The organism is Maribellus sp. CM-23 (genome assembly GCF_021354595.1).
In the GTDB taxonomy this organism is placed as follows: domain Bacteria; phylum Bacteroidota; class Bacteroidia; order Bacteroidales; family Prolixibacteraceae; genus Draconibacterium.
This window is the reverse complement of the sequence record NZ_JADWYJ010000002.1, coordinates 501,192-519,100: the sequence shown is the minus strand read 5'-3', so window position 1 is coordinate 519,100 and position 17,909 is coordinate 501,192. Positions and strand designations below refer to the sequence as shown.

Below are 17,909 nucleotides of genomic sequence, written 5' to 3'. Positions count from 1 at the left end.
GGTAATCAGGTTTTATTAAAGCGAAAAATTAGGTAATTTATTTGTAAGGCCTAATATTCGCTGTTAAATTTCGTTAATGCAATTCCGAAAATCTTCCGTTATTGGGGAGCTTATATTCGTTGTTGTAGCTCTCTATTTGTTATTGGCTACCCTTTGTCTTGCTTTTTCCCGGTGGTCGAGATAGGCTTTTAGGTACTTTTGATCATTTTCGTCACTGTCGCCATAACTACTGCGCATTTCATCGAGCCTTTCATGAAGCTCTTTTCTTACTTCGGCATAATTAGGGTCGTCGTAAACATTTCTCATTTCATTTGGATCGCTTTCGAGGTCGTACATTTCCCACTCATCAATGTCGTAATAAAAATGAATGAGTTTGTAGCGTTCGGTGGCAATTCCGTAATGGCGTTTTACCATGTGCACCGACGGATATTCATAGTAAGTGTAATAAACTGCATCTCTCCATTCCGAGGTTTTTCCACCAACCAGTTCGCGGAATGACAAGCCCTGCATATCTTCCGGAATGTTAATGCCGGCATAATCAAGGAATGTCGGTGCAAAATCAAGATTCTGAACCAGTTTGTTGATTTCCGTACCGGCCTTTATTTCTTTTGGATAACGCACCAGCAGCGGTGTGCGGAATGATTCTTCGTACATAAAGCGTTTGTCGAACCACCCATGCTCTCCGAGGTAGAATCCCTGATCGGAAGTATAAACCACAATTGTGTTTTCAGCCAGACCCGACTGGTCGAGGTAGTCGAGTAGTTCCCCAACGCCGTCGTCAACTGACTTAATGCAGCTCAGATAATCTTTTATATAGCGGTTATATTTCCATTTGGCGAGTTCAACGCCCTCGGGCATATTGGCAAGGAATTCCTGGTTTTCATTTTCATAGGCTGCCATCCAGTTGGCTCGTTGTTCTTCGTTCATGCGATTAAGATCGTTCATGAAACCAGTGGAGTCCCCGTTCGGGTCGACAATAAGCTTAAAGTCGTGTCCCCACATCATGTGGCGGTTAACTTCCATTTCCTGTTCTTTTGCAGCAGTGCCTCTTCCTTCGTAGTCATCAAAAAAGCTTTCCGGAAGGTCAAAAGTTTTGTCATCGTACAGGTTCACATATTTTGGAGCCGGAAGCCAGTTTCGGTGAGGAGCTTTTTGGTGATAGAGCATACAGAACGGCTGGGAAGCGTCGCGTTTGTTTTTTAGCCAGTCAAGTGCAGAATCTGTTATGATCTCTGTTACGTAGCCTTCCAGTCTTTTTCTTTCTCCGTTAATCAGGAAATCGGGGTTGTAGTATTGACCCTGTCCAGGTAGTACCATTGAATAGTCGAAGCCCAAAGGTAGCCCGTCAATGTGAATTTTACCGATCATTGCAGTTTGGTAGCCATTGGCCTGCAACAGTTTTGGGAAGTTGTCCTGGTTCCAGTCGAAGGGCTGAACGTTATCAACTTTACCGTTCACAAAACTGTGCTTGCCGGTTAGCATCACGGCCCGGCTGGGAGCGCAGATTGAATTGGTTACACAGGCGCGGGTAAAAATGGCCCCTTCTTCTGCAATTCGGTCGATGTTTGGAGTTTCGTTTAGCCCAAAGCCGTAGGCACTGATTGCCTGGTAGGCATGATCGTCACTCATGATAAAAAGAATATTCGGCTTTTGCGCTTGTTTCTTTTCAGTTGTTGAGCAATTACAGAAGAAGAATAGTAAAAAAACAAGGGATAAAAGTGTTAGTTGTTTCGGTTTCATGAAATGTATTTTATTTACGATTGAATTTTGTGTAAGTTTACGAAAAGAAGCCAAGTGACACAAATTACTATTACAATAAGTTTAGTGGTGTTTTATTGTAGAATTGATTCAAATAATGTGAATTTCCTATAAAATTTGTTAAGATTGAAGGAAAATCTACCGGAAATGGATATTTTTGCAAATAGGCAATCTTTGTAAAAAATTTTATCAAACACATAGATTTTGATTAAAAATTTATTTAAATTGTGCCTCAAATAAAATAAGTTAGCTAACTTGATAACCAGGCTATGATTCTTGTCGACAACATTAATGAAGTGAAACTTAGCGGGAATGAATTAAAAAATTACCGTCGTAAGAAGAAAATTTTAGATCTTTTATACCGTGAGGATACACTTTCTGCTACCGAAATAGGGAAGCGTATTGGAGTGAGTGTACCTACTTCTTTATCGCTTTTAAAAGAGCTAAGTCAAAAGGAATTTGTTGAGTTCAAGGGGACTGGTGAGTCAAAAGGCGGACGTAGACCTGCTATGTTTGGACTAAAACAAGATTCAATTCTGGTCGCGGCCTGCGAGTTGGGCCGGTATACCGGCAAGGTGGGGATATTTGATTCGCATAATAAGCTGGTGGCGCCAATGGTGAAGTTCAAAGCATCTATTGATGATAAAGATCTGATTGAAAAGATTGCGGATGAAGTAGATAAAATTGCAAAGGATTATAACATTGATACCCAACGGATTTTTGGTGTTGGACTATCAATGCCGGGATTGATCGACGAAGTAAATGGGATCAATTATACCATTAAAGATAAAAAGCTTCAGAATATTGCAGACAGAATAAAAGCGAGATTTCATAAGCTGGTTTATGTAAACAACGATGCCCGCATGCAGGCATATGGCGAGTTTGTTTTCGGACAGGCCAAGGGGCATCAAAATGCCTTGATCATCAATTGGAATTGGGGACTCGGCATGGGAATGATCATGGACGGCAAACTGTACAACGGAGCTACTGGTTTTGCTGGCGAACTTTCCCATACAAAATATGAGGAAGACGGCGACCTGTGTATTTGTGGGAAAAGAGGATGTTTGGAGACTGTTACTTCCGTCTATGTTTTAATCCGGCAGGCCCAAGAGGGTGTGCGCGAAGGAAAAGTATCTCAGTTGACGGCTAAGTTTAGAGGGCGTGAAGAAGAGATTGGTGTTGAAGATATTATTCAGGCCGCCAGGCAAGGGGACGAATTTTCTATTTTTCTGCTGAACTCTGTCGGTCTTGCGCTTGGAAAAGCTTTGTCAAATGCGATTCAATTGCTAAACCCAGATATTATAGTTTTGGGTGGCGCGGTATCAGAAGCCAATCAGTATGTACTGACTCCCATTCAGCAGTCAATTAACAGGCATTGTCTGGAGCAAATCTCCGGAAATATTCAAATTGTCATTTCCGAAAACTGGGAACGGTCTGGTTTATTGGGTACTACAGCTATGTTGTACCAAAAGCTATTTAGCAATATGCTTGTCTAACCTTAGGGTGAGACCGTTATTGCTGATTATTAGCACTTCTTGAATTAAATCAAATTATAGTACGCTTGAATTGAAGTTGATTAGGGGGATTAAAGAAACATTTCTACCAGCTTAATTCTATTGTTGTTTAATTGGAGAGTAGTCCCTTTGGGCTGTGGCTTGCGTGTTAGGAAAAGTTCTTTTTTTTGACACCTATCTTCTTTGCTTTTATTCGTAAAGATTTCCGAGTGCAATCACACTTATTTAATTCGGAGATAACTGTTCTGAGAATATAGAATATTTAGATTCGATGTAATTTCCAAACAGAATTAGCAAGGTGTATTTCTTATTTAATATTATTTCCGTAAATTAATGAAAATGGAAAATAATTAATGGACTTCATTTTTAATGGGGTTGATTTTGTTATTGATTGTATGATTTTAAAAAATTTTATGAATTATCTGGTGAAATTAAAATTAATATTTATTTTTGATTTATGCAGAGTGTAATTTGAAATTTTCATTTACACAAATTGAGATAATTAAACTTACGAAAACTAAAAGCTAGCTTAATGAAAGCCTCTGTGGAATTTGATAATCATCGAATCTTCTTACCAACTACCATAATAAATACATTGTGTTTATTTTCTAATTAACAACTAAAATTTATTCTTTATGAGAAAAATTATCTTGCTTGTTGCATTGTATTTTGCGCTTATAGGCAGCATTTATGCACAGCATACAGTAACAGGCACTGTTACTGATGAGGAAGGCCTCGGGATTCCTGGGGCATCAATCTTGGAGAAAGGAACAAATAATGGAGTAATTACAGATTTTGATGGTAATTATAAGCTAGATGTTTCTTCGGGTGATGCAGTCTTAGTGTTTTCGTTCGTCGGAATGAAAGCAATTGAGGAGAATGTTAATGGTCGTTCTTCTATTAGTGTTACTATGGTTACCGACGCAGTTGGTCTCGACGAAGTGGTGGTTACTGCGTTGGGTATTCAGCGAGAAAAGAAGTCATTGGGGTATGCGATGCAGGAAATTGGTGGAGCTGACCTGGTAGATGCCAGAGAGCCTAACCTTGCCAACACCTTATCCGGGAAAGTATCCGGTTTGCAAATTGTAAGAGGAGCTGGAGGACCCGCAGGATCTTCGAAAATTATTCTTCGCGGTAATAACTCGTTAACCGGAAGTAACCAGCCTCTGGTAGTTGTCGATGGGATGCCTATCGATAACTTCACTGATGGAGCAAAAGTGGATATGTGGGGATCAGGTGAAGGAAGGGATTTCGGTAGTGGAATCGGAGATCTTAACCCTGATGATATTGAGTCAATGTCAGTTCTGAAAGGAGCATCTGCTGCTGCGCTGTATGGATCAAGGGCAGGTAACGGAGTAATTTTGATCACTACCAAAAAAGGTCGAAAAAATCAAGGCGCAGGTATAACGATCAACTCAAGAGTTGGCTTTGAAACATTGTTAACGCAGCCGGAGTTGCAAGATGTATTTGGTCAAGGTTCGTATGGAACTTATGACAGAATGTCCAGAACCTCTTGGGGGCCCAAAGCTGAAGGTCAGATGGTTGACGATTGGACAGGTGGCCAGTCTCCTTTAAATACTTACGATAATGTTGCAAACTTTTTCAGAACAGGTATAACCTCGAATCAGAATATATCCTATTCGCAACTTATCAATAAAACTACGGTTTTTGCATCTCTTACACGTAACGATGACCGTAGTGTAATCCCAGAGACCAATATTAATAGAAGTACTTTTACTGTCAGGATAACCAGTTTATTTGGAGAAAATGAAAAATGGAAATTTGATACAAAAGCTACTTATGTAAAATCAAATGCTGAAAACAGACCTTTGGCCGGTATTGCTGCTCAGAACAACTCCTTTTATACCATGTGGACACTGCCTGTTTCGTTGGATATAAGGGATTTTAATCCTTCTATAGATTCGGATGGAAATCAGATATGGTGGGATGATGCCAGTACACCTCAGGGGAACCCTTGGTGGAACCTTCAGTATGGTAAGAACAACGACACTCGCGATCGTTTAATTGGATTTATGTCGTTGGCATATGATTTTACTGATTGGTTGAATGTAGAGGTAAAAGGAGGAACAGATTATTATACCACTAAAAAAGAAGAAAAAATTCACACTGGGGGTATTGTTCGTCGGGCAGGTGTTTATTCGAAGAATATTGACGAAGCTTTTGAGAATAACTTTAGCTTCCTTATTCGAGCACAAAAAGACGATTTAATCGATCGCTTAGGTGGGTATGTCACCTTTGGAGGAAATATGATGCATCAGAAGAACCAGGGAATGGGTGGAAATTCTGGAGACTTGGTAGTTCCTAATCTTTTCAGCTTGAACAATGGTGTAGATAAACCAACTGTATCAGAAAGATATTCAGAGAAGAAAATTAACTCGTTGTATGGAGCCTTGCAGTTAAACTGGGATGGTTATTTGTTTTTGGATGCAACGGTCCGTAACGACTGGTCTTCGACCATGCGTAAAGACAATCGTTCATTCTTGTATCCTTCAGTGAGTGTGTCAGGAATTATTACTGACATGATCACTCAAAACGGGGGAGTAATTCCCGAATGGTTAACTTTTGCCAAGGTAAGAGGATCTTATGCTGAAGTTGGTAACGACTTGCCTCCTTATCAATTGTACAATACCTATAGTATTGGTAAGTCAAATTCTCCTCATGATCAGACTACTGCAGCTCCGGGGAGCGTTTTGTATGATCCGTCTGTAGTGAATGAGCTTATTAAATCGTATGAAGCAGGTATCGATCTTAGGTTTTTTGATAATCGTCTTGGTCTTGATTTTACATGGTATAAAACCAATGCTACCAATCAGTTGATTGATTTGCCTTTGGATCCATTTAGTGGGTTTAAGAACAAAAAGATCAATGCCGGTAAAATTCAAAACGAAGGTATTGAGGTTATGTTGAATGCTGATATTGTAAGAAACAACGCAGGATTCAACTGGACAGTTAATGCTAACATGTCGAAAAATGAAAACAGAATGATTGAGTTGGCAGACGGGGTTGATGAATATAGCCTGGGAACTGTAGATGACCTAAAAATTGTGGCAATGGTTGGGGGTAACTATGGCGAGATCTATGGTAAAAAAATGGTTCGGGTTGAAGACGAAACCAGTCAATATTTTGGGCAGATTGTTGTTGATGAAAGTGGGTTGCCATTGAAAGGAGAAGATTGGGAGTACCTTGGAAATCAACAGCCCGACTGGATGTTAGGTGTAACCAATATGTTCTCGTATAAGAACTTAAGTTTAAGTGTGCTTTTGGATGCCAAATTCGGAGGAAAAATCTTTTCGGGAACAACTGTTTTTACACATTCCAGAGGAACTGCTGCCGAAACAGTGGTTAATGGAGCACGGGAAGATTTTGTTGTGGATGGTGTCGTAAAACATGATGATGGTTCTTATTCTGTTAACGATGTGGCTGTATCTCCTCAGGACTACTGGTCGCGAGTGGCAGCTACAGGTAACCTAGGTATTACCGATGAGTTTACTTATGATGCAACAAGTGTTCGCATAAGAAACGTTAAGTTAGGATACAAACTGCCATCCAGATGGTTTGCTAATATTCCGATTAATGGGGTTGATTTATCTGTTATTGGCAATAATATTTGGTTGCTATATACTGATACTCCAGGTATTGATCCTGAATCTGTAATCGGTGTTGGTACTAATGCTATAGGTATGGAGATGGGATCGCCTCCAACTATGAAATCCTATACTTTCAATGTGTCGATTAAATTTTAAAGAGGAGGATGAGAAATGAAAAATAATAAATTAAGACAATTAATTCTAACAGTACTTGTATTAATCTTTTTGGGAGCCTGCAGCGACTTTGAAGATATCAATACAAGCCCAACTGCTGTAGGTCCGGATAAAGTACAGATTGAGTATCTGATCAATAATTCGATTATTAGGGCACAGCAAAACCCGCATATTGCAGAGCGTATGTTTATTTTGAACTGGAAAGCAGCGGCTCATTACGAGTCAGGTGGCTATGCTCTTGTGGGGAGTGATGTAAATGGTTGGTCAGAAGATTATTGGAAAGATTATGTAGGAACCTGGATTAACCTGGTACAACAGGCAATTTCATTAGGTACAGCTTCATTGGAAGATGGGACCGCCTATTCTTATACTGATAATCTGGTGCAAATCGCACGTATTTGGAGAGCTTATTTGATCAGTGAGGTTAGTGATAATTTTGGACCTAACCCTTCGATCAATGCTTTTCAGGGCGAAAACCCCGACTCTTACAGTTTGCAAGATATCTATCACTTCATTATTGAAGAACTGGAAGATGCTCAAGGTAAATTAGACGCAGACGTTGATATGTCTTCTGTGTCAAAGTATGACTATATGATGGGCTTTGATATAACTAACTGGAAACAATACGCCAATTCGTTGCGCTTGCGTTTTGCCATGCGTTTATCAGAAGTCGAAGCTGCTTATGCAAAAACAGCTTTCGAAAAAGCAGTAAGCGATGCTGGTGGAATATCTGGTTTTGTTAGTACGCTAGAAAGTATGCCAACCGTTCCTGAGGATGGTGGTTGGAAAGATCTGACCCGGGTTATGTCTCGCCCGTGGAACTACCAGTATATTACGGCAACAATGACAAATATTACTTTTGGTTTGGGTGGAATCAAATCGCGTGATCTTGCAACTGTGCCGGGAACTTCAGTTTATAAACTTACAACAGAAGTTTTTGATAATCATGAAAAGTCAGTGCATGATTACTTAGGATTGTATATGCCGGACAATATTGCAACAGCTGTAAACAATCCCGCAAAAGGACACTTCTTTGATGGTATTCCTGACAAAATCGATCCTCGTATTCTGAAGATGTTTGCCATTCCCGGGTATAATGATGGTACCGTAATGTTTAGGTATGATGCATCGGGTGATAGTTATAAAGTAAAAGTATGGAATACAAGCAATGATACTGCCCGTTTTAATTCTGACTATTCTTTCAACTCATGGACGAACGGCGATAGTGGTGAGAAATCTTCACGAACAGATGTTATGTATTTTTCCTACAATAGACCCCATATCTCAAAAGTTTACCACGATGGTCCAACCGAGAGGGTATGGTTTGGTCCATGGGAAACTTATTTTCTGTTAGCTGAAGCTGCTACTTACGGTTGGAATACCGGCGGAAATGCAAAAGCATTCTATGAGGCAGGTGTTCGCAGTAGTTTTGAATACCATGGTTTATCTCAGTTTGCCGATGATTACCTGGCATCTACTGAATATAGCAGGGTGGGTACCTCTGCTAGTTTTGATCATACTGCCGAAGCAACAGATTATACGATTAATAACTATGATCCTTATGCTGAAGCAGCTGGAACAATGACTTATGAATATCCGGCTAATTTTGGTTCGGTAACAAATAATGATGTGTTAACCAAAATCATAACTCAGAAGTATATTGCCAATTGTCCTTGGCAGCCACTTGAGGCATGGAATGATCACAGGAGATTGGGCTTACCATTCTTTGTAAATCCTGCGGCTGAGAATATCCTTCCCAACTTACCGGGAGCCACTCCAACAGGAGTACTTGTAAGTAAACGTGAATTCTTCCCGCAAAGGTTGCGCTATCCTATTTCATTGCAAAATACTAACCCGGGTAGTTACGAACAGGCTTTGCAGTACCTTGGAGGGTCCGACTTGGTTACAACACCACTTTGGTGGGCAAAACATTAAATTCATCTTGGTCAATGAAGATGTAAATTAATTTAGTTGAAATAAATAATTGAACCGCTGTCCGTTAGCTAACGGGCGGCGGTTTTTTTATGTCCATTTTGATTAAGGAGTGTAAGTTTTAGTTAGTCAGTTGCGTATGGCGTGGTCGCTAATTTATAGTGGTGTCTTGCCGCGATTTTGTGTTGTGTTGGGAACAAAATGAATCATAATACAACTATGGCTTTTCTTCTTGTTGCCGGCTATTGATTAAAAACGGAATGAGGCTTATTCTCTAAAGAGAGATTTTGGATTTGAATTATTAATAAGTGATTGTTTGATAATATTATTTCTTAAAATCTAATTATTGGAAAATAATTAATTTATAATATTTTATATGTATATGATTTTTTTATGATCGATATGATTTTAAAATATTTTATGAATTATTTAATAAAATTAAAATAAATAGTTAATTTTACTTTGCGCTATCCAAAAATGGAGTTCTGATCTCCATAATAGTGCAGGTAGCGAAAATTGAACTTGCGAAAACTAAAAACTAGCTTAATGAGGTCTACAGAAGAATTTGATAATCATCGAATCCTCTTACCAAACGACTACAATAGATACATTGGATTTATTTTCTATTTAACAACTAAAATTTATTCTTTATGAGAAAAATTATTTTGCTTGTTGCATTGTGTTTCGCGCTTATAGGCAGCGTTTATGCACAGCAAACAGTAACGGGTATAGTTACTGATGAAGAAGGCCTCGGGATTCCTGGGGTGTCCGTGATGGAAAAAGGGACTGTAAATGGGACAATTACCGATGCAGATGGTAATTATACAATTACGGTTAAAGCAGATGCTCTCATTGTATTTTCATTTGTAGGAATGAAAACAATAGAAGAAAGTCTGAATGGACGTTCTGTTGTTAATGTTACCTTGGTAACAGATGCAATTGGCGTTGATGAGGTTGTTGTTACAGCGTTAGGTATCCGAAGAGAAGCAAAAGCGTTAGGATATGCTGTTTCTAAAGTTGATAACGAACGTATTCTTGCTAGCGGAACTCCGGTGAATGCACTTCAGTCTTTGTACGGTTCGGCAGCTGGTGTACAAGTTGCATCAACAGCAACAGGGCCAACGGGAGGTATGAAAATCAATATCCGTAATGCGGTATCGTTCGACTCCAACTCAACAACACGTCCTTTGATTGTAGTTGATGGTATTCCAATCCATGACCAAAATACAGGATTGGGTGCAGACAATGCCAACGGTCGTGACTATGGAACAGGTATCAACGATATTAACCCGGACGACATTGCATCATTCGAAATTTTGAAAGGAGCGAAAGCTTCGGTACTTTATGGTAGTGCTGGTGCAAACGGTGTTGTTTTGATTACAACAAAAAGTGGTGCCAAAGGAAAAGACCTGGGAGTTTCTGCTTCATTTACAACTACATGGGATAATGTGGCATTTTTGCCGGAAATTCAAAACCAGTACGGAACCGGAAGGTCTCCAAGTACAACTGTTACAGATGACCAGGGGTTTTATCTTGTTGATGGTGTGAGGACTATTGACAACAGAGGTCAGGCATTCGGTCCAAAATTTGACCCAAGCGTTACTTTGGATTGGTGGGACGGTACCCAAAGACCTTGGGTGGCGCAGAGCGAGAGCGTTTATGATAAAATGTACCGGACCGGACATCAGTACATCACTAACGTGGCAATTAGCTCTGGAGGAGAAAAAGGTTCAATGCGTTTTTCGTATACCAATACTGATCTTTCTCCGACAACGCTGGCTGGTTCGTATGATAAAAATACATTCAGTTTGAATGCCTCCTATAAAATGAATGATTATATCAATATTTCGTACTCAGGTAACCTGTTCTTCTCGAAGAATATGAATGCTGTTACAAGTACAACAATGGGAGCTCAGGGTATAACCTCTTCTTTAGGGGCCTACAGTTATGATATAGATGTAGACCTGCTGAACAAATGGATGGTGACGCCTGATGGGTATAATTATTTTGCAAATCCGGCATTTACCGAATCTTTTTCTTCTGGAAGACGTGCGGTTGTAAACTATCTGTGGGATCAAACTCAGAATGAAGATGAATTTACACGTTTGCACAATATCCAGTCGTTGAATATTGATATAACATTGAATAAAATATTCAGCGCAACGATAATGGGAGGAGCAGATGTAACTACTGAAAGAAGTCAGTATAAAGGAAAACTTACAGACCCGAGCCTAATTGGACCTGCCAGTGGAAACGTATACCAGGATGTTGTGAGAGATATCCGAAAAACGTACGGTCAGGCATTATTGAATTTCAATTCGGATATTGTTGACGAGCGTTTTAACCTGTCAGGTTTTGTTGGTGGTGTTGTCTCTCACAGTTATCTTGATAAAAAAGGAGCCAGACAACTTGGCGGCTTCGTTATTCCTAACTTCTTTTCATACGCAAACATGCCTTCAGGGGCCCAACCTACTTACCAGTTTCAGAATGGTGAAGATATTATGTATAGTGTGATGGGATCGGTTCAGTTTGCTTATGCTGATCAGATTTTTATTGAAGTACAGGGAAGAAACGACTGGTCGTCTATCCTGCCTCCTGCCAACAATTCATACTTTTATCCGGGAGTTAGCGCAACATGGATTGCTTCAGAATCTCTTAGGTTGCCGGAATGGATTGATTTTGGCAAGCTCAGAGTTTCCTGGGCTGATGTAGGTCGTCCGGGCCCGCGTTACTTTGGTAACGTAAACTATGGTGTTACTGCTTCTGGTGCCGGATTTGTTTTGACACCTCCCAATGATCTTCCTCCGATGGACGAAAATGGTGTTCCAAACCTGAAGCCAGAGAAAAAGCGTGAGTTTGAGGTTGGTTTGGAAACGTATTTATTTGACAGCAGGTTAGGAATTGACTTCTCATACTATAATTCAAATACCTACGACCAGATTATGCAGGTTGCAGCTCCGGCAGGTATGGGAGTTAGCAGTATTAGAATGAACGCAGGAAATGTTTCTAACAAAGGCTGGGAATTAATGCTTAAAACAAAACCAGTGAAGGCAAGAGACTTCTCTTGGGATGTAAATCTTACATTCTCAGGCAGCAAAACAAAAATCGTAAAGCTTGATGGGGATTTGACCCGCATGACTCTTTGGAATAATGCCGGATTGAATGCGATTGCTGAAGTTGGTGGCGAGTATGGATTGATTTATCAGCAAAAAGGATGGAATTATTACATTAACCCATCTGATGAGAATGATCCTAATAACGGTAAACGAATCGTAGACGCTTCAGGTAATAACTATGCGTATGATACCAAAAGCAACAAGATGGTTGGTAAGGTTCTTCCTGATTTGATCGGAGGTGTATTTTCTTCATTCAACTATAAGGGTCTTCGTTTTATTGCAAACATCGACTATTCATTTGGCTCAACATTCATTTCTCACACAGAGACTTATATGCTGGCAGCCGGTGTGTTGAAGGAAAGTTTACCTTACAGAGACCAGGCAAGTGGTGGCGTACAATATTACATGGCCCAGGATGGAAGTGGAAACTTATATAAAGCTCCCGGAGGGAATCCTAACGGTGGTGCATCCTATTGGGATGGTGTTTTGCTCGACGGTGTCTTTAGCAACGGAACGGCAAACAACAAAGTGGTAGCTGCTGAAGATTATTATTATCAGTCTTATTTTGCAAACGGCTTCTTCCCGGAAGACAGAATATTCAAAAATGATTATGTCGCACTGAGGAATATTGCTATAGAATACACTGTACCTAAAAAACTTTCCAGTCTGGTTAGACTATCAGAATTAAGTTTAATGGGTTTTGTTAATAACGTAGCTTATTTATACAAAGCAGCACCGAATACAATTCCGGAATCTACAATTGGAACTTCATGGAGTTCAGCATCTGTTGCTTCAACAGCTTTGCCTGCTCAAAGATCAATGGGACTTGCTGTAAAAGTTAAATTTTAATTCTTAAAGAAGATCAACTATGAAATATTATAATAAAATAGTAGCAATTGTTTTGGCACTGTTCTTAACAGTAGGTTGCCAGGATAAGTTGGAGGAACTGTTTCAGAATCCTGATGGATTTTCGAAACAGGCTGCAGATGCGTCAGGAGTAAGTGTACTCTCGGGTTATTTTACTTCACAGCTTACCAGGGGATACTTTCTTCGCGGAGACTATGGAACACAATATCATATTCAGAGATCGGGACAACGTATTTTGGGGTCGGGCGTGCAAACGCCTTTTACAATTGCTGAATATGGCTTCTCTTATGCTCTTATGGATGTTGAAAACGACTGGGGAACCGGTTCATTCAATAATACCGTTTTTAACAACGCAAACAGTCAATGGATTGTTGGTATTCTTTGGGGACAAAGAGAGTACAACAATATGGAAAGCCCATCAACACTCGATGAACTTTACATAAGATTGTTGCACTTGTTGAAGGCTTATGTTTATCAAAGAGCTACCGATTTATATGACGAAGTTCCGTATATAGCTACTGGCTCAGCAGGAGCTTTGGACGGAGATAAAGCAGTATACAAGGGGCAAAGTGAAATTTATCCTATAATTCTGCAGGAAGTGAAAGAAATTGAAGAGTACCTTTCAACTCTGGAGCTTTCGAGTACCGAAGAAACTTTGTTCTCGGCCCAGGATGTTCTTTTTAACGGGAATATTGACCAATGGCGTAAATATGCTAACTCATTAAGATTACGTTGGGCAATGACCGTTAGTGAGCAGCTACCTGAACTTACTAGCACGGTTCTTTCAGAGTTGCAGGGGAAACCTATCTTTGATACTTATACAGATGTTGCCGGAATCGCGGATTTGGCTATTGTTGATCCGGCCAGATTACAATCAGAACTTGGTATTACACGTGCTTTTAGAGAGAATCCTTATACATTAAGAGTTCCTAAGAAATTCACTGACATAATGAACCTTGTTCCTGTAGAGAAAGATGCAGGGAATGGATTGAAGTATTATTCGGCAGATAATGTTGGTGCCAATAAAGAGGGCTTGAAAAATGGTGATGTTGACCCAAGGGTAGCTTATATGATATCGCCTGATTTCAGAGGTTATTATTTTGGAAATGACAACAAATGGGATAACGGTAACGATCCGAACAGCTATTTGAGTAAAGTGGTAAGAGGGTATTACATCGACGATCCTTGTATGACAGATGAAAGCATTGACGTGTTCAAAATTACCAATCCGAATGGTGATGGTGAGGATGAAATCAGACTCTATGTTAACAATGTTTTAGTGCCACTCTCGGAAAGGGATGAGTTCCTTCGCGAAAAACTTCGTGAAAGAGTTGCCAATAATGATGATTCAGGTTGGGTGCTTGGAAAAGCAGGTGTAATGACCAGTGAATACAACATGAGGGCAATCTATAACTCGAATTTACGTTATCCTACCCTGAATGCTGCAGAAGTTCAGTTGAATTTTGCTGAAGCTGCTGTTCGTGGTTTTGGAGCTACACCGATGAGTGCAAGAGAACACTATAAAAAAGCAATTGAATTATCCAGCGATTTTTGGTACGACCTAAATGTAAATAATAAGAATACCAAAAGTACGGTTCCCGGATTTCCTAATTCAATGTCAGACTCCAGGATAAATGATCGACCGGATGAACGCTACGATGCGTCAATGTTTGCTGAAAAAGCAGCACAACGCTTTGATTTGCTTTCGGACCAGGAGAAGGTTTATGCAATTTATGTTCAGTTGCATATGAACTATAACGTATTGAATTACGAGTACTGTTTTACCGCAGCACGTCGTTTGATTAAATATTTAGGTGATAACCCGAGCAATATTTTGGAGTTGTACCGATGGAAAGAACGTAATACTTATCCTGCAAGTGTTCAGGCATCAGACCCTGAAGCATGGGCTCAGATAAGTGGACATGACAACTACGATCTTCCAATGTGGTTTACCGGAAGAACTGAAAAGTGGAAAAACGTATTAGAATAATAAAACAAATTGATTACGATATGAAGAAGATTATTTATATACTGTTGTGCGTATTCTTATTTGCAGCATGTAGCGAAGAAGATGGTACAATAATCGGGACAACGAAAGTTGAAGGTAGCGGTGTTGAAGCGCAAATGGCCAATATTACGGTAAAACTATACGATTCGCCTACCAGCGTTTATAAAACAACGACTACAGATGCGAATGGAGACTTTATTTTTTCAGGGCTTGAGTCCGGTAATTATTTTGTAGCTGCTACTGTTGTTATCAACGGGGATACTTATGATACCGGAAACGTCCAGTATCAGGTTTATGTTGGCGGGGATATCGAAAGGCCCGTATCGCTAACATTAACAAAAAGGAATTAGATTCTTATAAATAGAGGGGAAGCTCAATTGAGCTTCCCCTTTTTGTTCGCATAAAGCCAGACCTTCGAACGAAACGTTTGTTGATTGAGTCGAAGTAGGACATAGTTCTCAGTTCCTGCTTTCAATAGTTAGTTTGGTTAAAGAAGACTTTTGTCTGTATGTAAAACCAGCGGCCTTTTGGGGGCGCTGGTTTTTTTCTTTCCCCATATCCCGGAAATATTAATCTCCCGAGTAATTACGCCTCCCTACGCAACCTTTCCACCATTTTTTGCATCTATCCCCAAACCAAACTCTAGCAGCGAGTGCGCAAATCTTCGATTTACTCTCTTTGATAAGGTTCGGTTTTTTATATGATGACTTTGATAACCTGAAATTTTAAACTCATGAAAAAGTTGTGTCTGTTGTTGTTTACGTTTTTTGTAACGCTGACAGCTTTTCCGCAAGCTGAAAAAGGGTACATCTACCTGAAAAACGGAACCATTCTAAAAGGAAAGTATTCCTATTCTCCCGATCAGAAAAATGTGAGTGTATTTACTGCCGGAAACCTCTGGGTGTTTGACCGGAACGAGATCGATACCATTGCTGTAAAACGAGTGAGTGGTACCCGAAGTTTTAACCAAACGATGCCGGATTCAAAGTTCTTTTACCGCGTTGAATTAGGCGTTTTGGTAGGTAATGCCGATAATAGCCAGAATGCACCATTTAGCATGACCGGCTCCGTAAACTACCACGTTGTTCCCCGTTTTTCTGTCGGAGTCGGGACCGGAATCGAATTTCTAAAGGAGTCTTTTCTTCCGGTTTTTGCCAACCTGGAATATAAACTACACGATAATCCTTCATCGCCCTACTTTTTTCTGAAAGCAGGTTACCAGGTTGCGATCGAGGAGTCGAACGCCCTGTATTATGATATTGTCCCCAACTGGATAGACATCTGGCCGCGGCCCGGAAACGTAAGTGCGGAACCCCTCGACAGTAAAGGCGGCCTTCTTATCAATCCCGGCTTGGGTTATCAGCACATGTTTTCGCCCACATTTGGGATGAACTTTGCTGTAGGTTACCAGTATCACCGCCTGAATTATTCGGGTGAAAGCGACTACGAACTCGACATCGATTACAACCGCTTAACCATTAAACTGGGTATCATCTTCAACTAAAAATTAAGACCTATGAAAACTATACAAAATACAATCGGCCTCGTTATTTTACTGCTATTGGTTTGGGCCTGTAAAGATGAGTACACCGAAGAATTTACGGCCAATGCGCCTGTTTATCTGACTTACGAAGAACTTAGGTCGGCGGTAAAAGTTACCGAATCGCGCACTATGGAAGTTCCCGGAAAGATCTATTTCAAAGACAACCTTTTGTTTGTGAACGAAGTGTTTGAAGGGGTTCATATCCTTGACATGACAAATCCCGCTAATCCTGAAAACCTCGGTTTTATTGAAATTCCCGGGAACGTGGATATTGCGATCAAAAACAACACGCTTTACGCCGATAGTTATATTGATTTGGTGGCCATTGATATCAGTGATATTGACAATCCCAAAGAAGTAAACCGCGTTGAAGATGTTTTTCCTTATACCTTGCCGAAATACGACGAAAACTACCGGCTGGCCGACATTGACGAAGAAAAGGGAGTGGTGATAGACTGGAAAATTACCCGTGTTCGCCAGAAGATGGAATATCATTATTACCCGGTGTATTTTTTCTCGAACCGAGACAATCTTTTTATGTCCGACATGGCCAACGGAGGTGGTTCTGTACCGCAGGGCAGTACTTTCGGAGTGGGCGGCTCCATGGCGCGCTTTGGGCTGTACAACACCTACTTGTATACGGTAGACCGTGCTATGCTGCATATATTTGACATAAACAATGATCAGCAGCCCAAAGAAATTGGACAGCAAAATGTGGGCTGGGATGTGGAAACCATGTTTATTTACGATGATCACATGTTTTTTGGAATGCAGTCCGGAATGCGTGTTTTTAGCCTGGAAGTGCCCACGGTGCCTAAATATTTAAGCTCTTTCTGGCATACCACCAGTTGCGACCCGGTAGTGGTGGCCGATGGCTATGCGTATATTACGCTGCGCGGTGGAAACACTTGTGGCGGTGCTGTAAACCGACTCGATGTACTTCAATTATCCGATGATTATGTGAACAATACGTTGATTGCTTCTTACCCGATGGAAGGTCCCTATGGGCTTGGAATCGACGACGAAATTCTTTTTGTGTGCGACGGCGAGGCGGGTTTGAAAGTGTACGATGCAAGTGATAAAATACACATCTCCGAAAACCATATTGCGACATTCCCCAATATTAATGCTTACGATGTGATTCCGTTAAACGATTACCTGTTTATGATTGGCGAGGACGGTTTTTATCTCTATGATTATTCCGACCTTCAGGATATTCAGCAAATAAGTTTTATTCCGGTTGATACGAACGATTGATATTCAGCAAACAAAAAAGTTTCCTCCCGAATATTGGTTTTATTCCTGAGGTAAAAAGAAATATATTTTAAGGCTTGACAAACAGTCAGGCCTTTTTCATTGTTTAGCAAGGGTAATAATGTATTTTTGAAC

General features: G+C 40.3%; 9 protein-coding genes. 8 read left to right on the top strand and 1 reads right to left on the bottom strand.

Going from position 1 to position 17,909, the window contains the following annotated elements; genetic code table 11:
* Window positions 1-132: 132 nt before the first annotated feature.
* Window positions 133-1,740, bottom strand: coding sequence for a sulfatase (locus INQ51_RS09510; protein WP_262909895.1), 1,608 nt, complete (start codon window positions 1,738-1,740; stop codon window positions 133-135).
* Window positions 1,741-2,027: 287 nt separating this feature from the next.
* Between INQ51_RS09510 and INQ51_RS09505 the strand changes: the two genes are divergently transcribed.
* From INQ51_RS09505 to INQ51_RS09470, 8 genes are all read left to right on the top strand, one after another.
* Window positions 2,028-3,254 (top strand): ROK family transcriptional regulator, encoded by a 1,227-nt coding sequence (locus INQ51_RS09505; protein WP_233377736.1) that lies wholly within the window; start codon window positions 2,028-2,030, stop codon window positions 3,252-3,254.
* Between the two features lie 653 nt (window positions 3,255-3,907).
* On the top strand, window positions 3,908-7,036 hold the full coding sequence (locus INQ51_RS09500; RefSeq protein ID WP_233377735.1) for a SusC/RagA family TonB-linked outer membrane protein: 3,129 nt from the start codon (window positions 3,908-3,910) through the stop codon (window positions 7,034-7,036).
* Window positions 7,037-7,051: 15 nt separating this feature from the next.
* Window positions 7,052-8,989 carry a SusD/RagB family nutrient-binding outer membrane lipoprotein gene (locus tag INQ51_RS09495; protein WP_233377734.1) on the top strand — a complete coding sequence of 646 codons (1,938 nt, stop codon included), beginning with the start codon at window positions 7,052-7,054 and terminating at the stop codon, window positions 8,987-8,989.
* Window positions 8,990-9,636: 647 nt separating this feature from the next.
* Window positions 9,637-12,951, top strand: a complete 3,315-nt coding sequence (locus INQ51_RS09490; protein ID WP_233377733.1) for a SusC/RagA family TonB-linked outer membrane protein — start codon at window positions 9,637-9,639, stop codon at window positions 12,949-12,951.
* Window positions 12,952-12,970: 19 nt separating this feature from the next.
* Window positions 12,971-14,959 carry a SusD/RagB family nutrient-binding outer membrane lipoprotein gene (locus INQ51_RS09485; protein WP_233377732.1) on the top strand — a complete coding sequence of 663 codons (1,989 nt, stop codon included), beginning with the start codon at window positions 12,971-12,973 and terminating at the stop codon, window positions 14,957-14,959.
* 20 nt (window positions 14,960-14,979) lie between these two features.
* Window positions 14,980-15,327 carry an SdrD B-like domain-containing protein gene (locus INQ51_RS09480; RefSeq protein ID WP_233377731.1) on the top strand — a complete coding sequence of 116 codons (348 nt, stop codon included), beginning with the start codon at window positions 14,980-14,982 and terminating at the stop codon, window positions 15,325-15,327.
* 383 nt (window positions 15,328-15,710) lie between these two features.
* Window positions 15,711-16,481 (top strand): hypothetical protein, encoded by a 771-nt coding sequence (locus tag INQ51_RS09475; RefSeq protein WP_233377730.1) that lies wholly within the window; start codon window positions 15,711-15,713, stop codon window positions 16,479-16,481.
* A gap of 12 nt (window positions 16,482-16,493) precedes the next feature.
* Entirely contained in the window at window positions 16,494-17,777 is a 1,284-nt protein-coding gene (locus INQ51_RS09470; protein WP_233377729.1) for an LVIVD repeat-containing protein, read from the top strand.
* Window positions 17,778-17,909: the final 132 nt, after the last annotated feature.

Excerpts from the sequence above, each read along its gene's own strand:
- INQ51_RS09475 (WP_233377730.1), top strand. The coding sequence starts at position 15,711 with ATGAAAAAGTTGTGTCTGTTGTTGTTTACGTTTTTTGTAACGCTGACA.
- INQ51_RS09500 (WP_233377735.1), top strand. The coding sequence starts at position 3,908 with ATGAGAAAAATTATCTTGCTTGTTGCATTGTATTTTGCGCTTATAGGC.
- INQ51_RS09490 (WP_233377733.1), top strand. The coding sequence starts at position 9,637 with ATGAGAAAAATTATTTTGCTTGTTGCATTGTGTTTCGCGCTTATAGGC.
- INQ51_RS09470 (WP_233377729.1), top strand. The coding sequence starts at position 16,494 with ATGAAAACTATACAAAATACAATCGGCCTCGTTATTTTACTGCTATTG.
- INQ51_RS09505 (WP_233377736.1), top strand. The coding sequence starts at position 2,028 with ATGATTCTTGTCGACAACATTAATGAAGTGAAACTTAGCGGGAATGAA.
- INQ51_RS09495 (WP_233377734.1), top strand. The coding sequence starts at position 7,052 with ATGAAAAATAATAAATTAAGACAATTAATTCTAACAGTACTTGTATTA.
- INQ51_RS09510 (WP_262909895.1), bottom strand. The coding sequence starts at position 1,740 with ATGAAACCGAAACAACTAACACTTTTATCCCTTGTTTTTTTACTATTC.
- INQ51_RS09480 (WP_233377731.1), top strand. The coding sequence starts at position 14,980 with ATGAAGAAGATTATTTATATACTGTTGTGCGTATTCTTATTTGCAGCA.
- INQ51_RS09485 (WP_233377732.1), top strand. The coding sequence starts at position 12,971 with ATGAAATATTATAATAAAATAGTAGCAATTGTTTTGGCACTGTTCTTA.